General features: G+C 60.4%; 19 protein-coding genes. 5 read left to right on the top strand and 14 right to left on the bottom strand.

The annotated features are described in order from the left end of the window. Positions 1-12 precede the first annotated feature (12 nt). Positions 13-1,785 carry an acyl-CoA dehydrogenase C-terminal domain-containing protein gene (locus PSUM_RS28855; RefSeq protein ID WP_083348664.1) on the bottom strand — a complete coding sequence of 591 codons (1,773 nt, stop codon included), beginning with the start codon at positions 1,783-1,785 and terminating at the stop codon, positions 13-15. A 111-nt stretch (positions 1,786-1,896) separates the two neighbouring features. Continuing rightward, a complete protein-coding gene (locus PSUM_RS28850; RefSeq protein ID WP_020800473.1) occupies positions 1,897-3,519 on the bottom strand; it encodes an acyl-CoA synthetase in 1,623 nt (540 codons plus the stop codon). Positions 3,520-3,748: 229 nt separating this feature from the next. On the opposite strand from PSUM_RS28850, the gene PSUM_RS28845 reads away from it, so the two are divergent. Together PSUM_RS28845 and PSUM_RS28840 are read left to right on the top strand one after the other, a co-directional pair. Continuing rightward, positions 3,749-6,019, top strand: coding sequence for a PAS domain-containing sensor histidine kinase (locus tag PSUM_RS28845; RefSeq protein WP_083348665.1), 2,271 nt, complete (start codon positions 3,749-3,751; stop codon positions 6,017-6,019). A 10-nt stretch (positions 6,020-6,029) separates the two neighbouring features. Then, positions 6,030-6,665, top strand: coding sequence for a response regulator transcription factor (locus PSUM_RS28840; protein ID WP_020800475.1), 636 nt, complete (start codon positions 6,030-6,032; stop codon positions 6,663-6,665). 34 nt (positions 6,666-6,699) lie between these two features. Here PSUM_RS28840 and PSUM_RS28835 read toward each other — a convergent pair whose 3' ends face one another. The 4 genes from PSUM_RS28835 to PSUM_RS28820 are packed head-to-tail and all read right to left on the bottom strand — an operon-like array spanning position 6,700 to position 11,399. Next, complete coding sequence (locus PSUM_RS28835; RefSeq protein ID WP_093935836.1) at positions 6,700-8,421, bottom strand: FAD-dependent oxidoreductase; 1,722 nt, start codon at positions 8,419-8,421, stop codon at positions 6,700-6,702. Between the two features lie 59 nt (positions 8,422-8,480). Next, positions 8,481-8,801: an NIPSNAP family protein gene (locus PSUM_RS28830; protein WP_020800477.1), complete on the bottom strand. Its 321-nt coding sequence runs from the start codon at positions 8,799-8,801 to the stop codon at positions 8,481-8,483. Next, complete coding sequence (locus tag PSUM_RS28825) at positions 8,770-10,548, bottom strand: FAD-dependent oxidoreductase (RefSeq protein ID WP_083348666.1); 1,779 nt, start codon at positions 10,546-10,548, stop codon at positions 8,770-8,772. The genes PSUM_RS28830 and PSUM_RS28825 overlap by 32 nt, the downstream gene beginning before the upstream one ends. Positions 10,549-10,580: 32 nt before the next feature. Beyond that, positions 10,581-11,399 carry a shikimate dehydrogenase family protein gene (locus tag PSUM_RS28820; RefSeq protein ID WP_083348667.1) on the bottom strand — a complete coding sequence of 273 codons (819 nt, stop codon included), beginning with the start codon at positions 11,397-11,399 and terminating at the stop codon, positions 10,581-10,583. 145 nt (positions 11,400-11,544) lie between these two features. On the opposite strand from PSUM_RS28820, the gene PSUM_RS28815 reads away from it, so the two are divergent. Then, a complete protein-coding gene (locus PSUM_RS28815; protein ID WP_020800480.1) occupies positions 11,545-12,318 on the top strand; it encodes an IclR family transcriptional regulator domain-containing protein in 774 nt (257 codons plus the stop codon). 96 nt (positions 12,319-12,414) lie between these two features. Here the strand turns inward: PSUM_RS28815 and PSUM_RS28810 are convergent, their stop codons facing one another. From PSUM_RS28810 to PSUM_RS28785, 6 genes are all read right to left on the bottom strand, one after another. Then, on the bottom strand, positions 12,415-12,876 hold the full coding sequence (locus PSUM_RS28810; RefSeq protein WP_141195525.1) for a hypothetical protein: 462 nt from the start codon (positions 12,874-12,876) through the stop codon (positions 12,415-12,417). 368 nt (positions 12,877-13,244) lie between these two features. After that, positions 13,245-13,946, bottom strand: a complete 702-nt coding sequence (locus tag PSUM_RS28805) for a VIT1/CCC1 transporter family protein (protein ID WP_083348669.1) — start codon at positions 13,944-13,946, stop codon at positions 13,245-13,247. A 69-nt stretch (positions 13,947-14,015) separates the two neighbouring features. After that, positions 14,016-14,981 carry an FAD:protein FMN transferase gene (locus PSUM_RS28800; protein ID WP_083348670.1) on the bottom strand — a complete coding sequence of 322 codons (966 nt, stop codon included), beginning with the start codon at positions 14,979-14,981 and terminating at the stop codon, positions 14,016-14,018. Beyond that, positions 14,971-17,145 carry a PepSY domain-containing protein gene (locus PSUM_RS28795; RefSeq protein ID WP_083348671.1) on the bottom strand — a complete coding sequence of 725 codons (2,175 nt, stop codon included), beginning with the start codon at positions 17,143-17,145 and terminating at the stop codon, positions 14,971-14,973. Before PSUM_RS28795 ends, PSUM_RS28800 begins: the two co-directional genes overlap by 11 nt. 25 nt (positions 17,146-17,170) lie before the next feature. Further along, entirely contained in the window at positions 17,171-17,641 is a 471-nt protein-coding gene (locus tag PSUM_RS28790; RefSeq protein WP_083348672.1) for a DUF2271 domain-containing protein, read from the bottom strand. 92 nt (positions 17,642-17,733) lie between these two features. Beyond that, positions 17,734-18,057, bottom strand: coding sequence for a PepSY domain-containing protein (locus PSUM_RS28785; protein ID WP_083348673.1), 324 nt, complete (start codon positions 18,055-18,057; stop codon positions 17,734-17,736). A 132-nt stretch (positions 18,058-18,189) separates the two neighbouring features. Here PSUM_RS28785 and PSUM_RS28780 point away from each other — a divergent pair, with 132 nt between their 5' ends. Then, positions 18,190-18,849, top strand: coding sequence for a response regulator transcription factor (locus tag PSUM_RS28780; RefSeq protein ID WP_083348674.1), 660 nt, complete (start codon positions 18,190-18,192; stop codon positions 18,847-18,849). After that, a complete protein-coding gene (locus PSUM_RS28775; RefSeq protein WP_083348675.1) occupies positions 18,846-20,180 on the top strand; it encodes a HAMP domain-containing sensor histidine kinase in 1,335 nt (444 codons plus the stop codon). The genes PSUM_RS28780 and PSUM_RS28775 overlap by 4 nt, the downstream gene beginning before the upstream one ends. Positions 20,181-20,747: 567 nt before the next feature. Here PSUM_RS28775 and PSUM_RS28770 read toward each other — a convergent pair. Continuing rightward, positions 20,748-21,551, bottom strand: a complete 804-nt coding sequence (locus tag PSUM_RS28770) for a 2OG-Fe(II) oxygenase (RefSeq protein WP_083348676.1) — start codon at positions 21,549-21,551, stop codon at positions 20,748-20,750. Between the two features lie 75 nt (positions 21,552-21,626). After that, positions 21,627-22,436, bottom strand: coding sequence for a glycosyltransferase (locus PSUM_RS28765; protein WP_083348677.1), 810 nt, complete (start codon positions 22,434-22,436; stop codon positions 21,627-21,629). Positions 22,437-22,608: the final 172 nt, after the last annotated feature.

Raw genomic sequence — 22,608 nt, 5'->3', positions numbered from 1 at the left:
GGCGTCGCTCAATCAGAATTGTTCAGCGCGCAGGCCATACAACGAGTCGCTACCTGCCCGAATGGATTGCTCAAGGCTCAAGGTGCGTGGAAGCAAGCGCTGGAAGTAAAAGTCGGCGGTGGCGATTTTCGCGTCGTAGAAATCTTCGTCTTCGCTGCGTTTTTGCCGCGCAACCTGAGCCATGCGCGACCAGAGCCAGGCGTAGGCGACGTAACCGAACAGGTGCAAATACTCCACCGACGCCGCGCCGACTTCGTTGCGGTTGCTTGCCGCTCTGTCGTGGAGCCAGTCGCTGATGTCCTCCAGCCGCTGCACGACATCCAGCAGTTGCGGGGCATAGGGGGCGTCAGGCTGTGCCGCGAAGCGGCGGATCTCGCCGGTGAACTGGCGCAGTGCGTGGCCTTTGTCGGCGAGCACTTTGCGCCCGAGCAAATCCAGTGCCTGGATGCCATTGGTGCCTTCGTAGATTTGCGCAATGCGCACATCACGGACCAATTGTTCCTGGCCCCATTCGCGAATGTAGCCGTGGCCGCCGAAAACCTGCTGGCCATTGATGCAGCTCTCCAGGCCGCTGTCGGTAAAAAATGCCTTGGCCACGGGCGTCAGCAGCGCCACCAGGACCTGCGCACTGTCGCGCTCGCCGGCATCAGCGGAAAACTTCGCCAGGTCCAGTTGTTGCCCGACATAGCTGGCGAACGCGCGGCCGCCTTCGGTCATGGCTTTCATGCCCAGCAGCATGCGCCGCACATCCGGGTGAACGATGATCGGGTCGGCCGGTTTGTCCGCCGCCACGGCGCCCGTGGGGGCTCGACTCTGAAGGCGTTCGCGCGCGTAGGCGACGGCACTCTGGTAGGACGCCTCGGCGCAGCCGATGCCCTGAATGCCGATGGACAGGCGTTCGTAATTCATCATGGTGAACATCGCCGCCAGGCCTTTGTTCTCTTCACCGATCAACCAGCCACTGGCACCGTCGAAGTTCATCACGCAGGTGGCTGAGGCCTTGATGCCCATCTTGTGTTCGATCGAACCGCAACTCACGGCGTTGGCAGTGCCAAGCGAGCCGTCGGCATTGACCAGCACTTTAGGCACGACGAACAGCGAAATGCCTTTCGGACCCGCCGGTGCATTCGGCAGTTTGGCCAGTACCAGATGAACGATGTTTTCGGTCAGGTCCTGGTCGCCCCCGGTGATGAAGATCTTGCTGCCGGTGATCTTGTAGCTGCCGTCAGCCTCAGGTTCGGCGCGGGTGCGGATCAGCCCAAGGTCGGTGCCTGCATGGGCTTCGGTCAGGCACATGGAGCCGGCCCAGCGGCCTTCATACATCGGTGGCAGATAGAGATTTTTCAGGGTGTCGCTGGCGTGGGCATCCAATGCCAGGCAGGCGCCAGCGCTCAAGGCCGAATACAGCGCAAAACTTGAGTTGGCGCCATAGAGCATCTCTTCGAATTGCACGGCCAGCATTTTTGGCATGCCCATGCCACCGAATTCGGCGTTGCCGGACAGTCCTACCCAGCCGCCTTTGATGTAGGTTGCGTAAGCCTGTTTGAAACCGCTGGGGGTGCTGACTCGCCCCTCATGCCACTGTGCGCCTTCTTCGTCGCCGCTACGATTGAGGGGCGCAATCAGGTGCTCGGTGACTTTTGCCGCCTCCTCAAGAATGGCATCCGCGGTGTCCGCGTCGATGCTGTCGGCCAAGGCGGGCAGGCGCGCCCACAGGGCCGGGGCCTCGAACACTTCGTGCAGCACAAAGCGCAAGTCACGCAGGGGGGCTTTGAATTCTGGCATAACGTAAACCTCGTTGGGACGGTTGTGTCACGGGCACAGCCGAATGTGGCCTGCACGACCCCCAAGCAGCAGGTGCAGACCTGCTGCTTGATGCAAGCATGGTAGAAGGGATTAGAGCGCCTTGGCCCGGTCGCGCAGCACGAACTTCTGGATCTTGCCAGTGGACGTCTTGGGCAAGAGCGTGAAGATCACGGTGCGCGGGACCTTGAACCCGGCCAGATGCTCACGGCAGAAAGCGATGATGTCAGCCTCTCGAACGTCCTGGTGATCCGCCTTCAAGGTGATGAAGGCGCAGGGCGTTTCGCCCCATTTCTCATCGGGACGGGCGACCACGGCGGCTTCCATCACAGCGGGATGGCGATAGAGCACGCCTTCGAGCTCAATGGTGGAGATGTTCTCGCCACCGGAGATGATGATGTCCTTGAGTCGGTCCTTGATTTCGACGTACCCGTCGGGATGCCAGACCGCCAGGTCACCGGTGTGGAACCAGCCACCTTCGAACGCTTCGGCAGTGGCGGTCGGGTTCTTCAGGTAGCCCTTCATCACCGTGTTGCCGCGCAGGAAAATCTCACCGATCGTCTGGCCATCGCGCGGGGTTGGCTCCAGCGTTGTGCAGTCGCCGACCATCACGCCTTCCAGTGTCGGGAAGCGCACACCCTGTCGCGACTTGATTTGCGCCCGCTGCTCCAGAGGTAACTCATCCCATTCGGCGTGCCAGGCGCAGACCGTCACCGGGCCATAGGTTTCGGTCAGGCCAAATACGTGCGTGACCTTGATGCCCATCTCTTCGACGGCACCGATCACTTTGGCCGGTGGCGCAGCGCCCGCGACCAAGGCATTGACCGGGTGATCGATGGCCGCTTTCGCCGACTCCGGCATATTGACCAATGCATTGAGCACGATCGGCGCACCGCACAGGTGAGTGACCTGATGCTCGCGGATCAACGTGAGGATTCTCTGCGGGTCGACCCGGCGCAGGAACACGTGCACGCCTGCCAGGGCCGTGATGGTCCACGGGTAGCACCAGCCGTTGCAATGGAACATCGGCAACGTCCAGAGGTACACCGGATGATTGCCGATGGCCCAGGTCATCTGGTTGCCCAGAGCACTCAGGTAAGCGCCGCGATGGTGGTAGACCACCCCCTTGGGATTGCCGGTGGTGCCTGACGTGTAGTTCAGCGAAATGGCCTGCCACTCGTCGAGCGGCCATTTCCAGTCAAACGCCGGGTCGCCTTCGGCCAACAGCGCTTCGTAGTCCAGGTCGCTCGCGGCCTGGCCTTCGCCGTATTCCGGGTCATTGACGTCGATCACCAGGGGTGGGTGATCGAGCATGCCAAGCGCCGCCTTGATCACGTCATGGAACTCGCGGTCGGTGATCAGCACTTTGGCTTCGCCATGCTGGAGCATGAATGCGATCGCTTCGGCATCCAGCCGGACGTTGAGCGGGTTGAGCACGGCACCGATCATCGGCACGCCGAAATGCACTTCCAGCATCTCGGGAATGTTGGGCAGCATCACCGCCACCGTGTCGTCCTTGCCGATGCCTCGACCGGCCAGCGCCGAGGCCAGGCGGCGGCAACGGGTGTAGGTCTGGGCCCAGGTACGGCGAATCGAACCGTGGATAACGGCAGGGTGGTTCGGGTAGGTACTGGCGGTGCGCTCGATGAAACTGAGCGGCGAGAGGGCAATGTGATTGACAGCCGAAGGGCCCAGGCCCTGGTCATAGATAGACATGTACGGATACTCGTTGGCTGATTGTTAGCTCTATGGCTGACCTGGCGGCGTAGTCGCCGAGGTCACCTTCTAAGTCCGGATGACGTTATATAATATTTTGTCTGTTATATGGAAGTACAACCTAAGCACTATAGTATATGTACTATATGTGATTCTTCTGATTCTGAGTCGACGCCACCGACCTTCCAAGTTGGTATAGGCTTGGTTTCCCTGACAAAGTGGGCGCGTAATGACCGTTACTCCCGTTCGATTGCACAGTTGGTTGCGCCTGCAGCGCGAGAGTGTGTCCCTGGCCGCCCGGGCTGATGCGTTGTGTCTGGCGCTGCAGGACTGTCCCGAAGTGCAGCGGGCGGTGTACCTGAGTTGGCAGCCGCCTTCGCGAATCTACCGCCATGAGGGCACGGCCCAGCAGTTTCCACCGGGACTTGGCGACCCTGCGCTGGCCAGCGACCAATTGCTCTTCGATCTTCTGGCAGACACAGGGCGCCTGGCCCTGGCTGAAGTGCGTCAACTCGATTGCTGGTTGTCCGGCCGGTTGCGCCGGGCCGCGATAAGCCATGGCCAGGTGTTCGACCTGGCCTTGACGCCCGGGCAGCCGGGCTTGTTGCTGGTGCAAGTGCGCGAGGGTGTGAGTCTCGATTGGCTGGGCTGGGTCCGGGATTTGCTGACGACGCTGCTGAGCAGTGTCAACGGCATGCTGCGCGGTTCGCCTCTGCTGGGCCTCGACCCGCAACCGAGCCTGTTGCTCGACGCGCAAGGTCGACCGCTGGAGTTCAACGCGACACTGATGGCGCTGCTCGCGGAAAAAACGCTGGGCGATGTGCTGGGTTTTTTACCGGTCAATCACCGAGAGCTGGTGCGTGCCTGCCTGACCCAGCAACGTGCTGTCGAAGGCGTCGAGGCTCAGTTTGAGAAACAGGTCCTGATCTGGACCTTCATCCCCGACCCACAGGAAAACCGGGTGCTCGCCCGTTGCCGCGACGCCACGGCGCAGGTGCTGGCAGAGCGTGAGGCGGCCACTGCACGACGGCTTTACCGGCTGATCATCGAAAACACCACCGACCTGATTTCCCGCCACACACCGGATGGGCGTGTGATCGATGCGTCACCGGCCTCCTGGACCTTGCTCGGCTATTGGCCCGAAGCACTGCGCGGGCAAATGGCCCAGGGCCTGTTCCATGGCCAGGACCTGGCCGGCCTCGTGCAGCGTGCACGCGATGCGCTGGAGCAGGATGGTTATCACACCATGACGTACCGCATCCGCCATCGCGACGGCCATTACCTGTGGTTCGAAACGGCCAGCCGGGCAATCCGGGAAACCTACACCGGCGCGGTGGTTGAAATCGTCTGCGTGTCCCGGGACGTTACGGCCCGCGTGCAGGCCGAGGAGAACAAGCGACGCCTGGCCGAAGTGGTCGAGGCCAACATCGATCCGGTGTTGTTCATCGCTCCCGGGGGCCTGGTCACTTACCTCAATCCAGCCGCACGCCGCATCCTCGGGATTGATGAGCAACAACCCATGCCGGCCCTGGCTACGTTGTTCGCCAGCGCTGACCTTGCGCGCCTGCAACGCGACGGTTGGCGTAGCGCCGAGCGCGACGGTGTCTGGAGCACCGATGCGCGCCTGCAACCACCGGACGGCGGCACATCGGTGCCGGTGTCGCTGGTGTTGCTGGCGCACCGTTCCGCCAGCGGCGAGCGCTATTACTCATTGGTCGCGCGTGACATGACCGAGCGCGAACTGCGCGAAGCGCAACAGCGGCGTCATCAGGACGAACTGGCGCACACCGCACGCCTGGTCACCCTGGGTGAACTGGCGTCGGGAATCGCCCACGAAATCAACCAGCCGCTGGCGGCCGTGGTCAATTATGCGAACGCGAGTCTGCGCTACCTGCAGACACTGGACTCCAATCCTCAAGCGGCAGCAAGAGTGACCCAGGGCCTGGAGCGCATTACCCATCACGCCACCCACGCCTCCGAAGTGATTCGGCGGCTACGCGCCTTTTTACGCAAGGGACAACGTCGCATGCAGGCGCTGAACCTGACTGACGTGGCCCGCGAAGCCGTGCGTTTATGTGCCTGGGAGGCGAGCAATTGCCAAGTGACAATCGAGGATCGACTGCCGGATAATCTGCCGCCCGTTTATGCCGACCGCGTGTTGCTGGAACAGGTGCTGCTCAACCTGTTGCGTAACGCCATCGACGCCAACCGTGAGCAACATCCCGGGCAGCCTTCGGTGATCGTGATGACCGTGGGGCAGGGCAGTGGCACGTGCGTGGAGATCCATGTGCAAGATCAGGGGCCGGGCGTCAGCGAACCGCAACTTCAGCAGATCTTTACCCCCTTCTACACCAGCAAGGCCGATGGCCTGGGGCTCGGTCTGTCCATGAGCCGCAGCATCATCGAAGGTTTCGGTGGCGAATTGAATGCCCGGCGCCAGCCTGTCGGGCTGCTGATGTGTTGCCGCTTGCCGCTGGCCGGCCTAACAAAACAACAATAGGAATCAGGTAATGGCAGGTGTAACGGAGCAGGTGGTGTACGTGGTCGATGATGACCAGGGCATGCTCGAGTCGACGGTCTGGCTCCTGGAGTCGGTCGGGCTCAAGGCCCTGCCGTTCACCAGTGGTGTCGCGTTCCTCGATGCCTGCGATGCGAGCCTCGACGCCTGCGTGCTGCTGGATGTGCGCATGCCCGGTATGGGCGGCTTGAACGTGCAGGAAGAAATGCGCGTGCGCCAACTGAACCTGCCGATCATCTTTGTCAGCGGGCACGCGGATGTGCCGATCGTGGTGCGCGCGTTCAAGGCCGGCGCCCATGACTTTATCGAGAAGCCTTACAACGAACAGCTGTTGCTGGACAGCGTGCAACAGGCACTCAGCAACTGTGCCACCCACCGTTCGGGTAACCAGGGCCACGAAGCCTTGCAGGCGCGCTTGCTGACCTTGACCCCGCGCGAGCGCGATATCCTGTTGCCGCTGGTGCAGGGTTACACCACCCGCGAAATCGCCGAGCAACTGGGCGTGAGTGCAAAAACCGTCGACCTGTATCGCGCGCGCGTCATGAAACGCATGCAGGCCAATACGTTGCCGGACTTGGTGGGCATGGCCATCGCGGCGCAGATGGTCGATCCGCTGAAGTTGCGTTGAGCCCTCGCCCTGGCCAGCATCTGCTTGATTGCGCTTATCGACACGCCGCTGAGCCTGCCAGTGTTTTTCCTGCAATGTAGCCGAACGTCATGCCCGGCCCGAGGGTAATGCCGCCGCTGGGGTAATGGCCGTTCATGATGCTGTTCATGTCATTGCCCACGGCGAACAGTCCTGGAATCGGCGCTTGATTGTCGTCCAGCACCCGGGCACAGGCGTCGGTGTGCAGCCCGGCGAAGGTGCCGAGGCTGCCAGGCACCAGCTTCACGGCGTAGAAGGGGGCTTGGCGCAGGCTGCCAAGGGACGGGTTGGGACCGTGGAGGATTTCCCCCTGGTTTTTGTTGTACAGCGACTCACCGCGACGAAATTGTGGATCGCAGCCTTTCTCGGCAAACTGATTGAACGTATCGACCGTGGCCTGCAGTTGCTGCGCATCGATCCCACACTGGCGTGCCAGTCCTGCCAGGGTCGAGTCCTTGAACAGATAGCCCATGCGCACATAGGACGCTGTCGGGAAGGGAAAGGGCCTGGACCAGCCCAGGCCATAGCGCCGCTGGGCGCGATGGTCGCAAATCAACCAGGACACTGGGGGTTCTCCCGGTCCGCAGGCATCGAACAGTGCGCACATGTAGTCATGGTAGGAGTCTGCTTCGTTGACGAAGCGTCGACCATCACGGCGCACGGCGAGAAAACCCGGTTTCGCCCGATCCATCAGATGGGGAAAGCCACTGAAACCGCCGTCCTCGCGCGGCACGCGAGACACCGGTGCCCACGCCGCGGCCTGCGCCAGGTCGCAGGCGACGCGGGCGCCGACGCTTTCAGCCAGGCGCAAGCCATCGCCGGTATTGCCCTTGGGCGCAGCGCTCAAGTGTGCGCTGCCATCAGGGGCGTGGGCGAACTGCTGGGCAATACGTTGCCGGTCGTGGGGGAAGCCGCCGCAGGCCATCACCACACCCCGTCGTGCACGAATCTCGAGCAGGCCTGCGCCGCGGTCGATACGCGCGCCGACCACATGTTGGTCCTCGCGCAGCAGCTCACCTACCTGTGTATCGGTCAGCAGGCGGACGTTGCGATCCAGGGCGCTTTTCAACAGCCGGGCGACCAGGGCATTGCCGTTCACCAAGTGCATGCCCCGGCCGTGGCACATCAGGTCCCGGGCATGGCGCAACAGGCGTTTGCCGACATACAGCAGTGAGCTTGCCGAGCGGGTCGCGTTGAGGAAGTGGTTGAGATCGGCGCCGCCGGCAATGCCCATTCCGGCGAGGCTGATGAGGTCCAGCGGACGCCGAAGCTTGTCGATCCACGTACCCAGTCGACGACCATCGAATGGCAGGGCGCAGAGCGAGCGGCCGCCTCGGGCATGACCTTCGCTGGCATGAAAGTCAGGCATCTTGCTGCCGGAGAAAAACTGCACTTCGGTATGGCGCTGAAAAAACTCGATCATCTTCGGGCCCTGCTCAAGGAACATCTCCATGCGCGGGTCGAGCACATCGCTGTGCAGCTCGTTGCGCAAATAGATTCGCGCCTGTTCGAGCTCTTCCACGACGCCTTCGGCGACTGCCAACGGGTTGCGTGGGACCCACAGCCAGCCGCCCGACCAGGCACTCGTGCCGCCGAGCACCGGCTCTTTTTCCACCACGATGACGTCGAGGCCGAGCTCGGCACAGGTGACGGCAGTCGCCAGGCCCGAGGCGCCGGAACCGATGACCAAGACATCACAGATAAGGTCGTCGACATTCATCGACGGCAAGACGCTCATGGCGACCTCCATATTTGGGCTTTTCACTGTAGGAGCATGCTCGCTCCTACAGGGGACGGTTATTGCAACGGTGAAAAGTCGGTCGGGCGCAGCAAGCGCGACTCCAGCGTCACCACGGCGTCGAGCGCCTTGTTCTGCCTGGCGAAGTCCTGCCAGCGCGGATCGGCGGCCATGGCGTTGCGGCGGTTCATGCGATCGTCGAGGCTGGTATAGGCCCAGATGTGCACCACCTGGTTGACCTCGCCGATTTCGGTGGTGAAGAAACCGACCAGGTTGCCCAGGTGCTCTTGTTGCACGGCCAGTGCCGCGGTTTTGTACAGGGCCAGCCAGTCGCCAAGGCGGGTCGGTTTAATCGTGTAGGTGCGCAGTTCGTAGTACATGCGGAGCTCCAGTTTGGGCGTGTGGGTGTGTGTTGTGCTCAAGACGGGCGGCGATATCACTGGCGGCGAGGTAGCCGAAGGTGATGCCCGGGCCGAGGGTGATGCCGGGGCCTGGGTAGGTGCCGTCCATGATCGAATTCATTTCATTGCCGGCGGCGTACAGGCCGGGGATCGGTGCACCGCTGCGGTCGAGCACGTTGGCCTGGCCGTTGGTGACCAATCCGCGGGCAGAGCCGAGGTCGCCGGTAAACAGGCGAATGGCGTAGAACGGCGCCTTGTGCAACGGCTTCAGGCACGGGTTGGGTCCATGGAGCGGGTCACCCATGTAGCGGTTGTAGGCGCTGCTGCCTTTGCCGAACTGCCGGTCGACGCCAAGCACTGCATCGGCGTTGAACTGCGTCAGGGTCTGCTCCAGGGCCGTGGCATCGATGCCCGCGATAAGGGCCAGTTCGGCGAGGCTGTCTGCGCGCAGCAGGTAACCGGCTTCGATCAATGCGCTGTTGTCGACCGGCCGCGGACGGGCCAGGCCCATGCCGTATCGGTTCAAGGCTTCGCTGTCACAGATCAGCCAGCAGGGCGCATTCGCGCCGCCGTTGGCGAACATGCCTTGGACGAAGCAGTGATAGGAGTCCGACTCGTTGACGAAACGTCGTCCGGCGCGGTTGACCGCGATCACACCGGGTTTGGCCCGATCGGTCACCAGGTGCGGAAAACGCTCGAGGCTGCCGTCGGCCTTGCGCAGGACCGAAACCGGCGCCCAGAAGAAGTTTGCCGACAGGTTGTCGCCAATGGCCGCGTTGACCGCAGCGGCCAGTCGTTGTCCGTCACCCACATTGGCCGCCGGGGACATGCTCCAGTGTTCCGAGTCGGTCGCTGGCCGCTGCGCCGCGGCTTGGGCGCCGGCGGCAAATCCGCCCATAGCCAATACCACACCGCCCTTGGCCAATACCTTGCGGGTTTGTCCCCGCCAGGTGATCTGCACGCCCTCTACGCGTCCCTGTTCGATCAGCAGCGCGTCGGGCGTCGCCTCGAGCCACAAGTCGACGCCGTTGGCGAAGGCGGTGGTCGCCAGCCGGGCGATCAAGGCATTGCCTACGGTCAGGCGCGTTCCGCGTGGATGGCTGAGGCGATCAATAGCATATCGGCCCATCAGTTTCAGGCAGTGCCAGAGCGATTGCGGCGAGCGCTTGAAGCTGAGGAAGTGCTGGATGTCGACACGATTGACCATCATGCCGCCGAACAGCAGCATGCCGTCCGGTGGCCGCTTCAGGTCTTTGAAGTGCTCACCGAGCTTACGCCCGTCGTACTCGTCGATTTCCAGGGCGCGACCGGTTTGCGTGCCACCGGGCAAGTCCGGGTAATAGTCGGGCGACAGTGGCCGCAGGCTGTATTTGAGTTCGCTGTGGGCCTGCAGAAAACTCAAGGCTTCGCGGCCATTGTCGATGAAGGCGTCGATCAGCGCCGGGTTGTAGCCAGCCCCGATCACCTCCTTGAGGTAGCGGCGCATTTCGTCGGCGCCCAGGTGATACCCGGCGGCCCGGGCCTGATCGGTGTCGTGCAGCCAGACCGCGCCACCGGAGATCGCCGAGGTGCCGCCGAAGGTTTCGGTCTTTTCCACCAGCAAGACCTGGAGGCCGCGGCAACTGGCGGTCACCGCCGCGGCGAAACCGGCGGCGCCGCTGCCCAGGACAATCACGTCGTAGACCCGGTCGGCACCGGCAGGGAGCTGGGTAGTCGTCATGTTCATCGTCTATCGCCTGTTAAGGACACGGCCGCAGATCAGATCTGCAGCGGTGTTACGCCCATGAAGTGGCCGAGGTTGCCCAGTTGCGCCAGGGCCATTTGCGGGCCGGTCTGGATCGCACAGCCACGCCCTTGGGCGAAGGCGAGAAACGGCGTCAGCGCTGGCGAAGTCACGACATCGGCAACCAGCGTCGACGCTTGCAAGCTTTGCATCAGGTCTTGCGGCAATGGCAGCGGACCTTCCTCGCTGGTGGCGCCCATGCCGACCGGCGAGGCGTTGACCACCAGATCGAAGTGCTCAAGCGAGGTGGGATTGGCGCTGATCACTGTCTCGGGAAACGTGTTGCGCAACAGTTCGCCGAGCATCTCGACGCGCTCCGCGCTCAAGTCGCTGATGACCAGATGACGGATCCCGGCCTGGCACAGTGAATAAGCAATCGCACTGCCGACACCGCCGGTGCCGATCACCAGCGCCTGTTTGTCTTGCGGATTGAAACCCTGCTGGCGCGCCGCACTGAGAAAACCTTCGCCGTCGACGATATCGCCCACCAGCCGGCCGTCGGCCTCGCGCCGGATCACGTTGACCGAACCCAGCGCCGCCGAGCGCGCACTGACACTGTCCAGGCGGCCGGCCAGTAGCTGTTTGTAGGGGACGGTGACCACGCAGCCGCGCAGGTTCTGCCAGCCACGCAAGGTCTCGACGAAGTTCTGCAGGGCGCTCGGCGCAAGGTCGATGGCCAGCATGGCAACGTTTTGCCGGTGCCCAGCGAACCATTGGTTGAAGTTTTCCGGTGATTTGACCTGTGTCACAGGCGAGCCGACGATGGCGACCAGTTCAGTCGAACCCTGAATCATTTGATGTACCCGCTTATTGGCTGTGTTGTGGGGCCGATAGTGCGAGCGGGGAGGGGAGCGGACAATCAGGCCGGCGGGCGTTTAAGTTGATAATCGCAGCATCAATGCGATAATCGCATTACTTGCCTGAATTAGAGTCGTCGCGATGAAGCAGCCCACCATCCATCAACGGGACCTGATCGTCGGCCTGCAAAAGGGCCTGGCGTTGTTGCAACTGTTTTCCCAGGAACATCCACGCCTGAGTGTGCCGGAGGTGGCACGCATGGCCGACATGACCCAGAGCGCCGCCCGACGTTTCCTGCTGACGCTGGTGCATGACGACTTCGCGCAGACCGATGGTCGTTTCTACTGGCTGACCGCCAAGACCCTGCGCATTGGCCAGGCCTATGTCGATTCGGCCGTGCTGCCGCGCATGCTGCGGCCGATCGTCGAACAGGTGGCGCGAACCACCCAGGAGCATGTGTCGGTGGGCATTCGCGACGGGGATGACATCGTGCATGTGGTGCGCAGCCGCTACAGCCACATCACCTCGATGTCGATTCGGCCTGGCTCACGGGTGCCCATGTATTGCACCGGCAGTGGCCGGCTCTGGCTGGCGAGTTTGTCTGGCGAAGCGCTGGACGGGTATTTCGCACGCAACCCGCCCCAAGCGATTACCCCCTACACGCTCACCGATGAAAAACAGATCCGCGCCGAAATCGCTTTGGCGGCGCAGCGTGGCTACGTCCTGGTGGATCAGGAATACGAAGTGGGCATGCGGGTGCTGAGCGTGCCATTGATTGATCGCGAAGGGCAGTTGCAGGCCACCTTGACGCTCACCACCCATGCATCGCGAATGACCGTGGAGCAAATGCGCGAACGTTATTTGTCTGCATTGTATGAGGGTCAGGCGTTGCTGCGGCCGATCATGACGTTGTAGGGCGATGGTGTTGCCTGTGGGGAGGGTTGCGATTGATCCGGCTTGGACGGTTGATAAGGGCAACAAGCGGCCAGAAGCGGAAGCTCGTTGCCAGCGTTAAACCCCAATAGACAGCGGGCCGCAATACATCAGGGTGTTGCACACCACCATCTGGGCGACCGTGAATCCCAATGCAGTTCCCAGAAAGCCAACGCCCGCGACGATCCAAGGCAAACTTGCTTTCACGCGGTACCTTAACAGCCAGGCCGACGCTGCTGCGCCAACCAACATGCCGGGCATGGAGAACACGTGCCCGAGCCCAAACAACCCTTCGGGGTGGTCGAGGCTGGCCATGATGTTCATGTAGATCAACAGCGTGGCCACCGCCGCGGCTGTCGTACCCGTCAGAAACAGGGCGGGCGTTCGGATAATCAAGCCCAGTACAAACACCGCCGCAGGTACTGCGACAAGGTACCCACTGCCTGTATACAGCGGGTTAGCACCTATGCTGGCGTAAAGGAGAACAGGAGTGATTAACAGGATGGAATAGGCAATATCATCTCTGCGACCAACTGTCATTCCTAGCCTCGCTTTCAGCATCGTGCTTGGTGGAATAGCGTAGCCGACGGGAACGTTCTTGCTCGGCGGGTCCACTTCGGGGCGACCGCGGTCCTTGCAATAGGCAGAAATCGGCCGATTCTGTTGAAAAAGTAGCTCCCCTGTCTGGCCTGCGGCAAAATCTCTACATTGGCCAGCAGGGAAGCACGCAGCATGATGGGACAGTTATCGAGTGGGCAGGAACGGCTGTTTGCCAGCGCTCGTGCCTTTGCCATTGACTGCCAGCGCTGGCAGCGCACTGATCTGTTAACGCATACCGCGCATCACTGCTGTTCTGTAAAGGGCGCTCGTTTGGCTAGCGGGCGCACTTTGTTTTTGGAAGCCCCCCGCTAGACCACCGCGCCAAACAAGTGCCCCACCAGGGCCGTAATGCCCATGGCCAGCGCCCCCCAGAAGGTCACCCGCCAGGCCCCGGTGATGACCTTGGCTCCGCCAGCCTTGGCGGCGATGGCGCCCAATGTCCCGAGAAACACCAATGACATGCCCGATATCCAGGGCACCACACTGTGCTCCGGCGCGACAAATGTCACCGCCAGCGGCAACGCGGCACCCACCACGAAACTGGCGGCGGAGGCGAGGGCGGCCTGCAACGGTTTGGCGGTGAGAGTGGCGCTGATGCCCAACTCGTCCCGGGCGTGAGAGCCCAGTGCGTCATGGGCCATCAACTGATCGGCCACTTGATGGGCCAGTTCGGGTGATACGCCGCGATGCATGTAGATGTTGGCGAGTTCAATGTGCTCGGCATTCGGGTCGCTGGCCAGTTCTGCCCGTTCGCGGGACAGGTCGGCCCGCTCGGTATCGGCTTGGGAGTGCACGGAAATGTACTCGCCAGCGGCCATGGACATGGCCCCGGCCATCAGCCCCGCCATTCCGGTGACCAGCAATGTGGCATGGCTGGCGTTGGCGGCCGCGACGCCGATCAGCAGGCTGGCGGTAGAGACAATCCCGTCGTTGGCCCCAAGGACGGCGGCGCGCAGCCAGCCGATACGATCGCTTCGGTGTGCCTCGGTGTGCCTGTGCATGAATTTCATTGTTTAACAGGACTCCCTGTCATTAGGCGGTTCACGTCGAACGGGTTCCGAGCGGGCCGGCAATCGGCGTCAGCGGGTTTCAATTTGCGCCTGCAACTGGCCGCCGACAATGGATATTTCTTTGAATTGTTCACCCTCGCGCAGCACGAACAACGCGTCCATCCCGCGTTCCTGAGCCAGACGTGGGCCCTCGGTTTCGCCCAGGACCATCAGCGCCGTGGCCCAGGCATCGGCGAGCATGCACGAGGCTGCCACCACGGTGACGGCGGCGAGCGGGTTGCACAGCGGCGCGCCAGTGGCCGGGTTCATGGTGTGAGTATAGGACTGACCCGCCACGTCGACCCAGTGTCGATAGTCCCCGGAGGTCGCGATTGCGGCATCGCTGAGTTCCATCACGCCCATGACTTCACGCACGCCCCGGTTGGGCTTCTCCAGGGCCACGGTCCAGCACTGGCCGTCAGGTTTGACGCCCCGGGCGCGCATCTCGCCATCGATGCCGACCAGGTAACGGGTGATGCCCAATCCCTCAAGGCAACGGGCCAGTTCATCCACGCCAAAACCTTTGGCGATGCCACTCAAGTCAAGGTTCAGCGGCACGCGTTTGCGCACCTGATTGCGTTGTGGCTCAACCACCAATGCGGCGCTGGCTAACAGCCGGGCCCGCGGCGCAATCGTGCCGATCGCCTGCTCTGTGACCGTCTGCTCCCCGGGGCCGAAGCCCCAGGCGTTCACCAGGTCACCGACAGCGATGTCGAAGGCGCCGCCGGATTGCTGACTGACGCGCAGTGCAGTAGACAGCACCGTGGCCAGTTCCTTGGGCACCGACACCCATTCCTGCTCGGGGGCGGCATTGAGGCGGTTGAGGTCCGAGTCGGGTTTCCAGGTGGACATTTGCTGGTCCACCCGGGCCACGGCGTGGGCCAGGCGCTGGCGAGCTTCGTCGGTATCGATCCCGGTCCCGGCATAAAACAGGGCGGTGTAGCGGGTGCCCATGGTTTCGCCGTTCAGGCTATAGCGCTGCAACTCAGTAGACATCTTCACGGTAGCGTCCTTGTGCCTTTAGGGTCAGCACACTCAGGTTGAGAGGCGCCAACACTTCATCAAGGGCCTGCATCACGCCTTTGGCCATCTCGCGACTGCCACACACCAGCACTTGGGCACCTTTTTCAATCAGCCGGCGCAAGGCCAGGGCATCGCTGATCAGCCGGTCTTGCACATAGCTGCGGTCCTGAGCCTGAGAGAAGGCGGCGCGCAATGCCGTGAGGCGGCGGTCCGACAAGTATTGGTTGAGCTCCGGCTCGTAGAGAAAATCCGAGGCCGGGTTGCGCCCGCCCCAATACAAGTGCATCGGGTGTCGGGCCTTGTTGTTACGGATAAACCCGGCCAGAGGACCGATGCCGGTGCCGGCACCGATCAGGATCACTGGGTGCGTGCCCGACGCCGGGCGAAATTGTGGGTTGGGTTGGATAAACGCTTCGATCGATGCGCCGATGTCCAGGTCATGAAGGAATTGCGAGCATATGCCACCGTTGTGTTTACGCACACAGATCTCCAGCACGCCGTCCTGGGAACCGCTGGCCAGCGAATAGAAACGCGGGATCGGGCTGCCCGGCGGCACAATCCCGACCAGGTCGCCGGCCAGAAAGGCCGGCAACTCGCCGCAGGCTTTGAAGCGCAATATGTGGGTTGGCGCATTTACCTGTTCACCATAGGCAATCCGCTCTGTCAGCTCCAATGGATGGGTGCGCGGATGCTGCGGGGTGTGAACCAGCGCCAGCTCCTGCCCCAACACGTCGCCCAATGCGTGGCCCCAGCGCGCAAACTCCTGAGGGGACTGACGGTTGACGGTTTCTAGCCCCAGCAGTGGCGAACCACCGGCCCGCAACATGGCGTCCTGCACTTGAAGGGCGTACTGACAGAACTGCGCAAACTGGCGGTCGCCCATGCCCAGCACCGCAAAGGGCAGGCCGGGCTTGAGGCCGGTTTTGGCCAGTCGCGCCAGGAACTGCGAAGCCGAGGACGGCGCATCGCCGTCACCGTGGGTCGCGGTGAGGATGAACACCCGTTGGGCATTGCGGTAATCGCCCACCCATTCATTCATCGCCGCGCTGTGCACCTGATGGCCACTCTGGTGCAAGGCGTCGTGCAAGGTTTTGGCAAAGCCCCAAGTGCTGTTATTTTCACTGCCCACCAGAATCACGCTGTCGGCGCAGTGGGCAGGGCTGTTGTGGCGAATGTTCGGGCCAGCCTTTCGGCGGCGCCACCACAACAGAATGCCGGTCACGCTCATCAACGGTATGCAGAGGGCGCAGAGCCCGAGCGGTAGGCCCAGCCACCAGAGGCCTTCGCCGGTGTGCAACTGATAGATCAATTCGTAGAGGTTGTGCATCGAGTCGTGGGCTTGATAGGACAGCAAGGCACCGCTGGCCTGATCCACGTAGCCGTCGCCCTGGGCCGTGCGCAGGGAAAACACATCGCGCGGGTTGCCGGGGCTCGGGTAGACCAGCTCGCGCAGGTCGTTGAGGTCGGTGGCCTGCAAGGCTTGCAGTGTAGCCACCGGCAAGGCCGGGCCGGCGCTGACGTGGGCGGGGAAGGCGGGTTCACTTTGACTGCCGTCGGCGATAAACCCAAAAGTGGTGGCGGACATGTAGAGCCCGCTCAATGCCGACAGCAGCAGCCCGGGCAAGGCCAGTCGCCCAACTTCAGCATGCCAGCGCTGGCTGACAGTGCCCCGTAGCGGCCGCAGCAGGTTGCGCCAGCCACCCAGGCGCCGGGCGAGCAATAGCGCGCCAGACACCGACAACATCAACATGAACAGCGCGCCGACACCCGATACTCCATGGCCTGGTGAGCCGAGGAACATCGAGCGGTGCAGCTCTTTCACCCAACGCGTGAACGCGGAGGGTGCATAGGGTGCCAGGCCTTCGCCGGTCAGTGGATCGACCGTTTCAACCCCGGCCTGACCGTTCTGGTTGTAGTAGACGATGACTGTCCCGGACGCTGTGCGCTGGATCTGCTCCACGCCCGGGAAGTGATTGGCCACACGTCCGGCCAATTGGCCGACGTTGAGTTGCCCGGTGGCGGTGCTGTGCAAGTGTTCCAGCGCCGGGTCGACCGACAGGATCGCACCACTGATGGCCAACAGCATGACCAACAGGGCCGCGATCAGGCCGGGCAGGGAATGGGACTGGCGAAGCATGTTCAGCCTCCAGAAATGGCAGGTGCTACAGATCGTAAGTAAAGGACTCGACATAGGTGCTACCGGTCACCGGCTGGCCTGCGCCCTTGGACGTGAGCGGCACGCTGACATCGGCGCGTGCGTCACGTTTGTCCTCAACGGCGCTGTCGATGCGGATCTGATACCCGGCATCAATCAGGGTGTCTGCCAGTTCGACGCTGACTTTGAGCGTGCGCCCACTGCCGACACTGGCGCCGCTGACCCCGTCAAACTCACTCGGGTTCATCCCGCTGCCACGGGCCCAGTCGCCCAGGTGTTTGTAATATTTGGCCTTCTTGCCGGCTACCCAGAGGGTTTTCTGGTATTGGCCATTGGTGTCGGTGACGTAGATCGCCAGGTAGGCATCATTGCCGCTGTAGTCCTTGAGCTGCGTGGTCAAGGTCACTTCACGGGCCTGGGCCAGCCCCGGCAGGGCAATGGCGCCGGCAAGGCAGGTGGCTGCGATGATCTTTTTCATGAGGGTGTCCCTTTGATCGTTAGGTCGAGAGCCTGGACCTGCTTGCTGACAGCAACCTGAAGCGCAGGAAAAACTCATCGACAGGTGAGGCGTCATTCGGTGAGCGGGCTGCCGAGGTAGTCCCTGACATCGCCGTCGTCGCGGAAATGGATCTCGAGTGTGCGCAAACGCAGCGAGGCCGGTGAGTAGCTGGCTTCGATGGCGTTGCCTTTTCGATCCAGCCCCTTGAGCTCATAACAACCGTCGTCGACCTTGATGCGTTGCACGCTCCAGCCGTATTGCCGCTCGACCTGCTGACGCAAGGTTTCGCGCGGTTGCCAGTCGCTCACCGGGTCGCTGCAATCGTCATCGGCCAGGGCGTAACCACTGAGCAGCAAGCTCAACAGCGTGGCATTGGCAATAAAACCTGTTTTCATGATCTGTCTCCTGCCGAGGTCGGCGCCTGTGGCATACCCTAAGGAGCATTCCTGACAACCAGCTGAATCTTCAGATTCACGTCAGGTAAGGCGATTAAGGTGCTGCACGACAACCATCACAGGAGGCGCCAGATGCGGGTCTTATTGGTCGAGGACGCTCAAGGCTTGGGGGAAGCGGTGCGCGAGCAGATTGCCGATGACGGCCACGCCGTCGATTGGGTGCAGCGTCTGGACCACGCGCGCAACAGCGTACGCACCACGCCTTACGACCTGATCCTGCTGGACCTGATGCTCCCGGACGGTCGCGGGCTGGATTTTTTGCGTCAGCAACGTTCGGCAGGGGACGTGACCCCGGTGATTATCCTGACTGCCCAGGATCAGATTTCCGATCGTATCGCTGGCCTCAACGCGGGCGCCGACGACTACCTGGTCAAACCGTTCGACCTGTTCGAGCTCTCGGCCCGTGTGGCGGCGGTGGCCCGGCGCTACAGCGGCAACCCCAATCCACAGATCAGACTCGGCGACTTGCAGGTCGACATGAGTGCCCGCACGGTGTTGCGGGCCGGTGCGACGGTGGACCTGACCGCGCGGGAGTGGGCGCTGTTCGAGGCGTTTGTGCAACGCCCCAGCGCGCTGCTTTCCAAGTCGCAGCTTGAAGAACGGCTGTATGCCTTCGGTGCCGAAATCGAGAGCAATACCATTGAGGTCTACATCAGCCGTCTGCGTAAAAAACTCGGGCGCGACCTGATTGAAACCGTGCGGGGCATGGGCTACCGGTTGATGTCCGCATGAAGCCGTCTTCGAGCCTGCAAAAACGCCTCGGCCTGGGGCTGACGTTGGGCACGACCTTACTGTGGCTGGCGGCGACCGTTGGCGCCTGGCTGGTGGTGCAGCATGAATTGAACGAGGCGTTCGACAGTGCGCTGGAAGAGACTGCGCAGCGCATCCTGCCTCTGGCCGTGCTGGAAATCAGCAACCGTGAAAGTCCTCGTGACGCCCAACACGTCGCCACCCTGAAAATGCACAAGGAATACCTGACGTACCTGGTGCGCGATGCCAAGGGGGAGATCCTGATGCAGTCCCACGACGCCAACCCGAAGATCTTCAACCAACAACCGGCCGAAGGCTTTTCAACCACAAAAAAATACCGTCTGTACGGCTCCAGTGCGCTACGTGAAACAGTGTTTATCGAGATTGCCGAACCTCTGGAACACCGCCGTGAAGCGGCACGTGAAGCGTTGCTTGCCTTGTTGTTGCCATTATTGGCGCTGATTCCCATCATTCTGTTGGGAACGTGGTTGTTTGTGCGCATCAGCTTGCGCAGTGTATTGGCCTATCGTCGTGCCGTGGAGACTCGTGGGGTGGGTGATCTGTCGCCGATCAGCGGGGCGCGATTGCCGGCGGAAATCGCACCACTGGCGGAGGCGGTCAATCATCTGCTGGAGCGCTTGCGCAAGGCCTTGGAGAGTGAACGCAGCTTTACTGCCAACAGCGCCCATGAACTGCGTACGCCACTGGCGGCGACCCTGGCGCAAATCCAGCGACTCCACCATGAGGCGCCCGAGGGCCCGTTGCGAGTACGTGCGGCGAAAATCGAAAACGCGTTGCGCGACCTGGCGCGGCTCTCGGAAAAACTCATGCAACTGGCCAAGGCCGAAGGCGGTGGCCTGTTGTCCGAAACGCCTCAGGACCTCATTCCGTTGCTTGCCCATGTGGTTGATGAGTGGAACAACCGCAGTGGGCACCGGATCAAGTTGCAGCTGCCAAACCAGTCCTGCTTGTACTCGACCATTGATCCGGACGCCTTTGGCATCCTGTTGCGGAACCTGATCGAAAATGCGCTGAAGTACGGGGCAGCGGATCAACCGATCGAAGTCAGCCTCACCGAACAGGCACAGCTACGGGTGGTCAATAGCGGCCCGGCGGTGCCGCAGTCGGTATTGCAGCACCTGACTGAGCGTTTTGTGCGCGGTCACAGTGAGATCAGTGGTTCAGGACTGGGCTTGGCGATTGCCAAAACCATAGTGCAGGGGGTAAACGCCAGAATGAAATTGTTCTCCCCGGCAACAGGTCGACAAGATGGGTTCGAAGTCTGCGTCTGGTTACCGCTTGCCCCATCATAAAAGACTGAGGGGCTCGCCAACGTTCTTTTATCGATGTGAATCTTGCAGCCATTACCTGGGCAGAATGGTGTTCAATGCACAGAATGCCGATGGTTTTGTTCTAAAGCATTGAGGGCGGTAGAAAAATACGCTGTCTCATGCATTTGATGACAATCTGCCTTAGTTGTGAATTTGATTGAATAGATTCAATGCAGTGACTGCTTTTGGCCGATTCTGTTGAAAGAGTAGGCTCTGATTTCCACGGTAGAAAAGTACGCGCTTGAGATTGAAATCTTTACATTGAGCAGAGGATTTCGGGGGCAGATTTCGTGTAGCGGCGCGCAAAAAAACGCATTTTCAGCGGTCAGTATGTGGGCGGTCTGTAAGAACCGACTTTTTCAACAGAATCGGCCGATTGCTGCCTGTCGCGATGGGCTGCAAGCAACCCCGAAGTCGACAGTCGGTAGTGCCACGACTTAGAGCCGGAGAGATGAAAAACCTATGTCATGGCATAAATGAGTGTGGGGCATATCCGGCTTTGCAACCTAACGCTAAAAGTGCACGAGTTCGATCGTCAGACGAGACCGTTTAGTTTTTTTTCTTGATTAGTTTATTGATGTAGTATTTTAGGCTCAAACGATCTTTAGGCCTTGGTTTGTAGTGGGTTTTGTTTCTTTGTGTGGGATCGATCGACATGGTTGCGGCGGTGTAATAGTAAAGCGCTATAGACCTGCGGCTGATGTGCTCTGGAGTAGTCAAAGGTTCTGGGTGCCCATGATTGCTGTCTTTGTCTGTGTTGAAAATGACGCAGCGATTGTAAACGGGTAGGACTTTCTTAAGGCAGATCCTCATGCCGGCATCCCAAAGTTCTAAGTTGCCGCCGTATTCTTCTCGCCAATCTTCATTCAGATAAATAATGACATTCAGTCTGCGCTCGACGTTCAGCTTTTTGTTGAGCCTGAAGTCCGAGTGCACGCCCAGAAAACCACCGCTTTTCGTTTCATGCAGGCCGCCACCGGTAAAGTAGGGGTCGGGTATCAAACCGTGAATGCCTGTGAGATTTTCAAGAAACTGCAACATGGGCGCCGAGTTAAAGGCGTTGAAAACAGTCTTCAAAAAGGGGGCACATTCGTTGGGGCTTATTTGACGTTTTAGTTGACCTTTATAGCCGCGCTCGTAGAGCATTTCATTGTTGGTCGGCTCGATTGGGAAGTGCGAGCAGATACTCGAAATCAGCTCTTCATGCAAGAAGTTGTCGATGACTATGTGCGGAAATGGCGCAGCCTGGACATAGTGACTGGTCAAAGAGTCGCCAAAGGTGCTGGCAGCGTTTTGGTCGAAATCAAGCTCCGGGGACAGGGTGAAAGGTAGTGCTTGAGTGATGGGTGCCATTACCGCTCCAATAACTTAATATAAGACTTGTGGGGCGCTTGAAGCAGCCTTGGGCAGGCTGCGTCTGCTCGTCGCTTAGCTTTTTCTGTCATCCTTGTTCAGGCGCTTAAGGATGTTGTTGTACATTTTGGTTCGTCTATGAGTCTTGTCATAGCCGCCAGCCGCTGCGACAGTGCCGGCTTGAATGTGATCCAGATAGCTGAAGATTTTACGCGGCGATAACATTTCTACGACATAGCCAAGCTCTGTCATGCGGTCTTGAAGAGTATATCCTGGTACGCGTTCATCCATGGAGAAATGCATGTTATTTTGCTTGATAAGTTTGCAGTTCCATAATGTGCAGAAACTTTTTAAGTAGACTTCTCTGTAAGGTTTTGGCTCTCTAGAGCGTAATCCCATAGAGATTTTCAGGTGTCTGTAATGATGTTTGAATAGTCGTGAGCTAAAGCGCCAAAGCGTTCTTGCGGTGCCACGGTTGATTTGCTCAACACAACCCACTGCCACGGCTTTCGGGTTATTCAAGCACTTATTCAACATCATTGGAAAAACATTTTTGTCGAAAACAAATGTATCTGTGTGCATCAGGAATAAATAATCAGTTTCAACTTGCTGCAAAACTAGATCCAGTGCCTTGCCATGTGCGATGTGGCCAGGTTCTGGTTCAGGGGCAGAGCGCTCGATCAAATTGATCCAATCGAGAGTTCGTAAGTAGTCAGTGCTTTCATCGGCAGAATTGTTGTCAACTACCCATATTGGGACGTTGTCGCTGCCTAGGTGTTGGTGTAATAAATCCAGGCATATCTTGGTGATTTCGGGTGTTTTGTAATTCACTATGACTATGCTGAAGGGTTTAAAACTTTCAGCTGGAAAACCCGGATTGATCATTGTTCATGTGCTCATGGTGTTGTATTTATTTTTATAAGTAACTTAACCTGCTTCCGGCTTGTGCTTGTTCTCCAAACCTGAAGGAGACTGAATCGGACTGCATCCTATAAGGATCTGCTCTACAGGTAAATATCCATGACTTGAATCGTTATATCAGTAGGCGGTAGGCGGT

This window comes from Pseudomonas umsongensis, assembly GCF_002236105.1.
Taxonomy (GTDB): domain Bacteria; phylum Pseudomonadota; class Gammaproteobacteria; order Pseudomonadales; family Pseudomonadaceae; genus Aquipseudomonas; species Aquipseudomonas umsongensis.
This window is presented reverse-complemented; position numbering and strand designations above follow the sequence as displayed.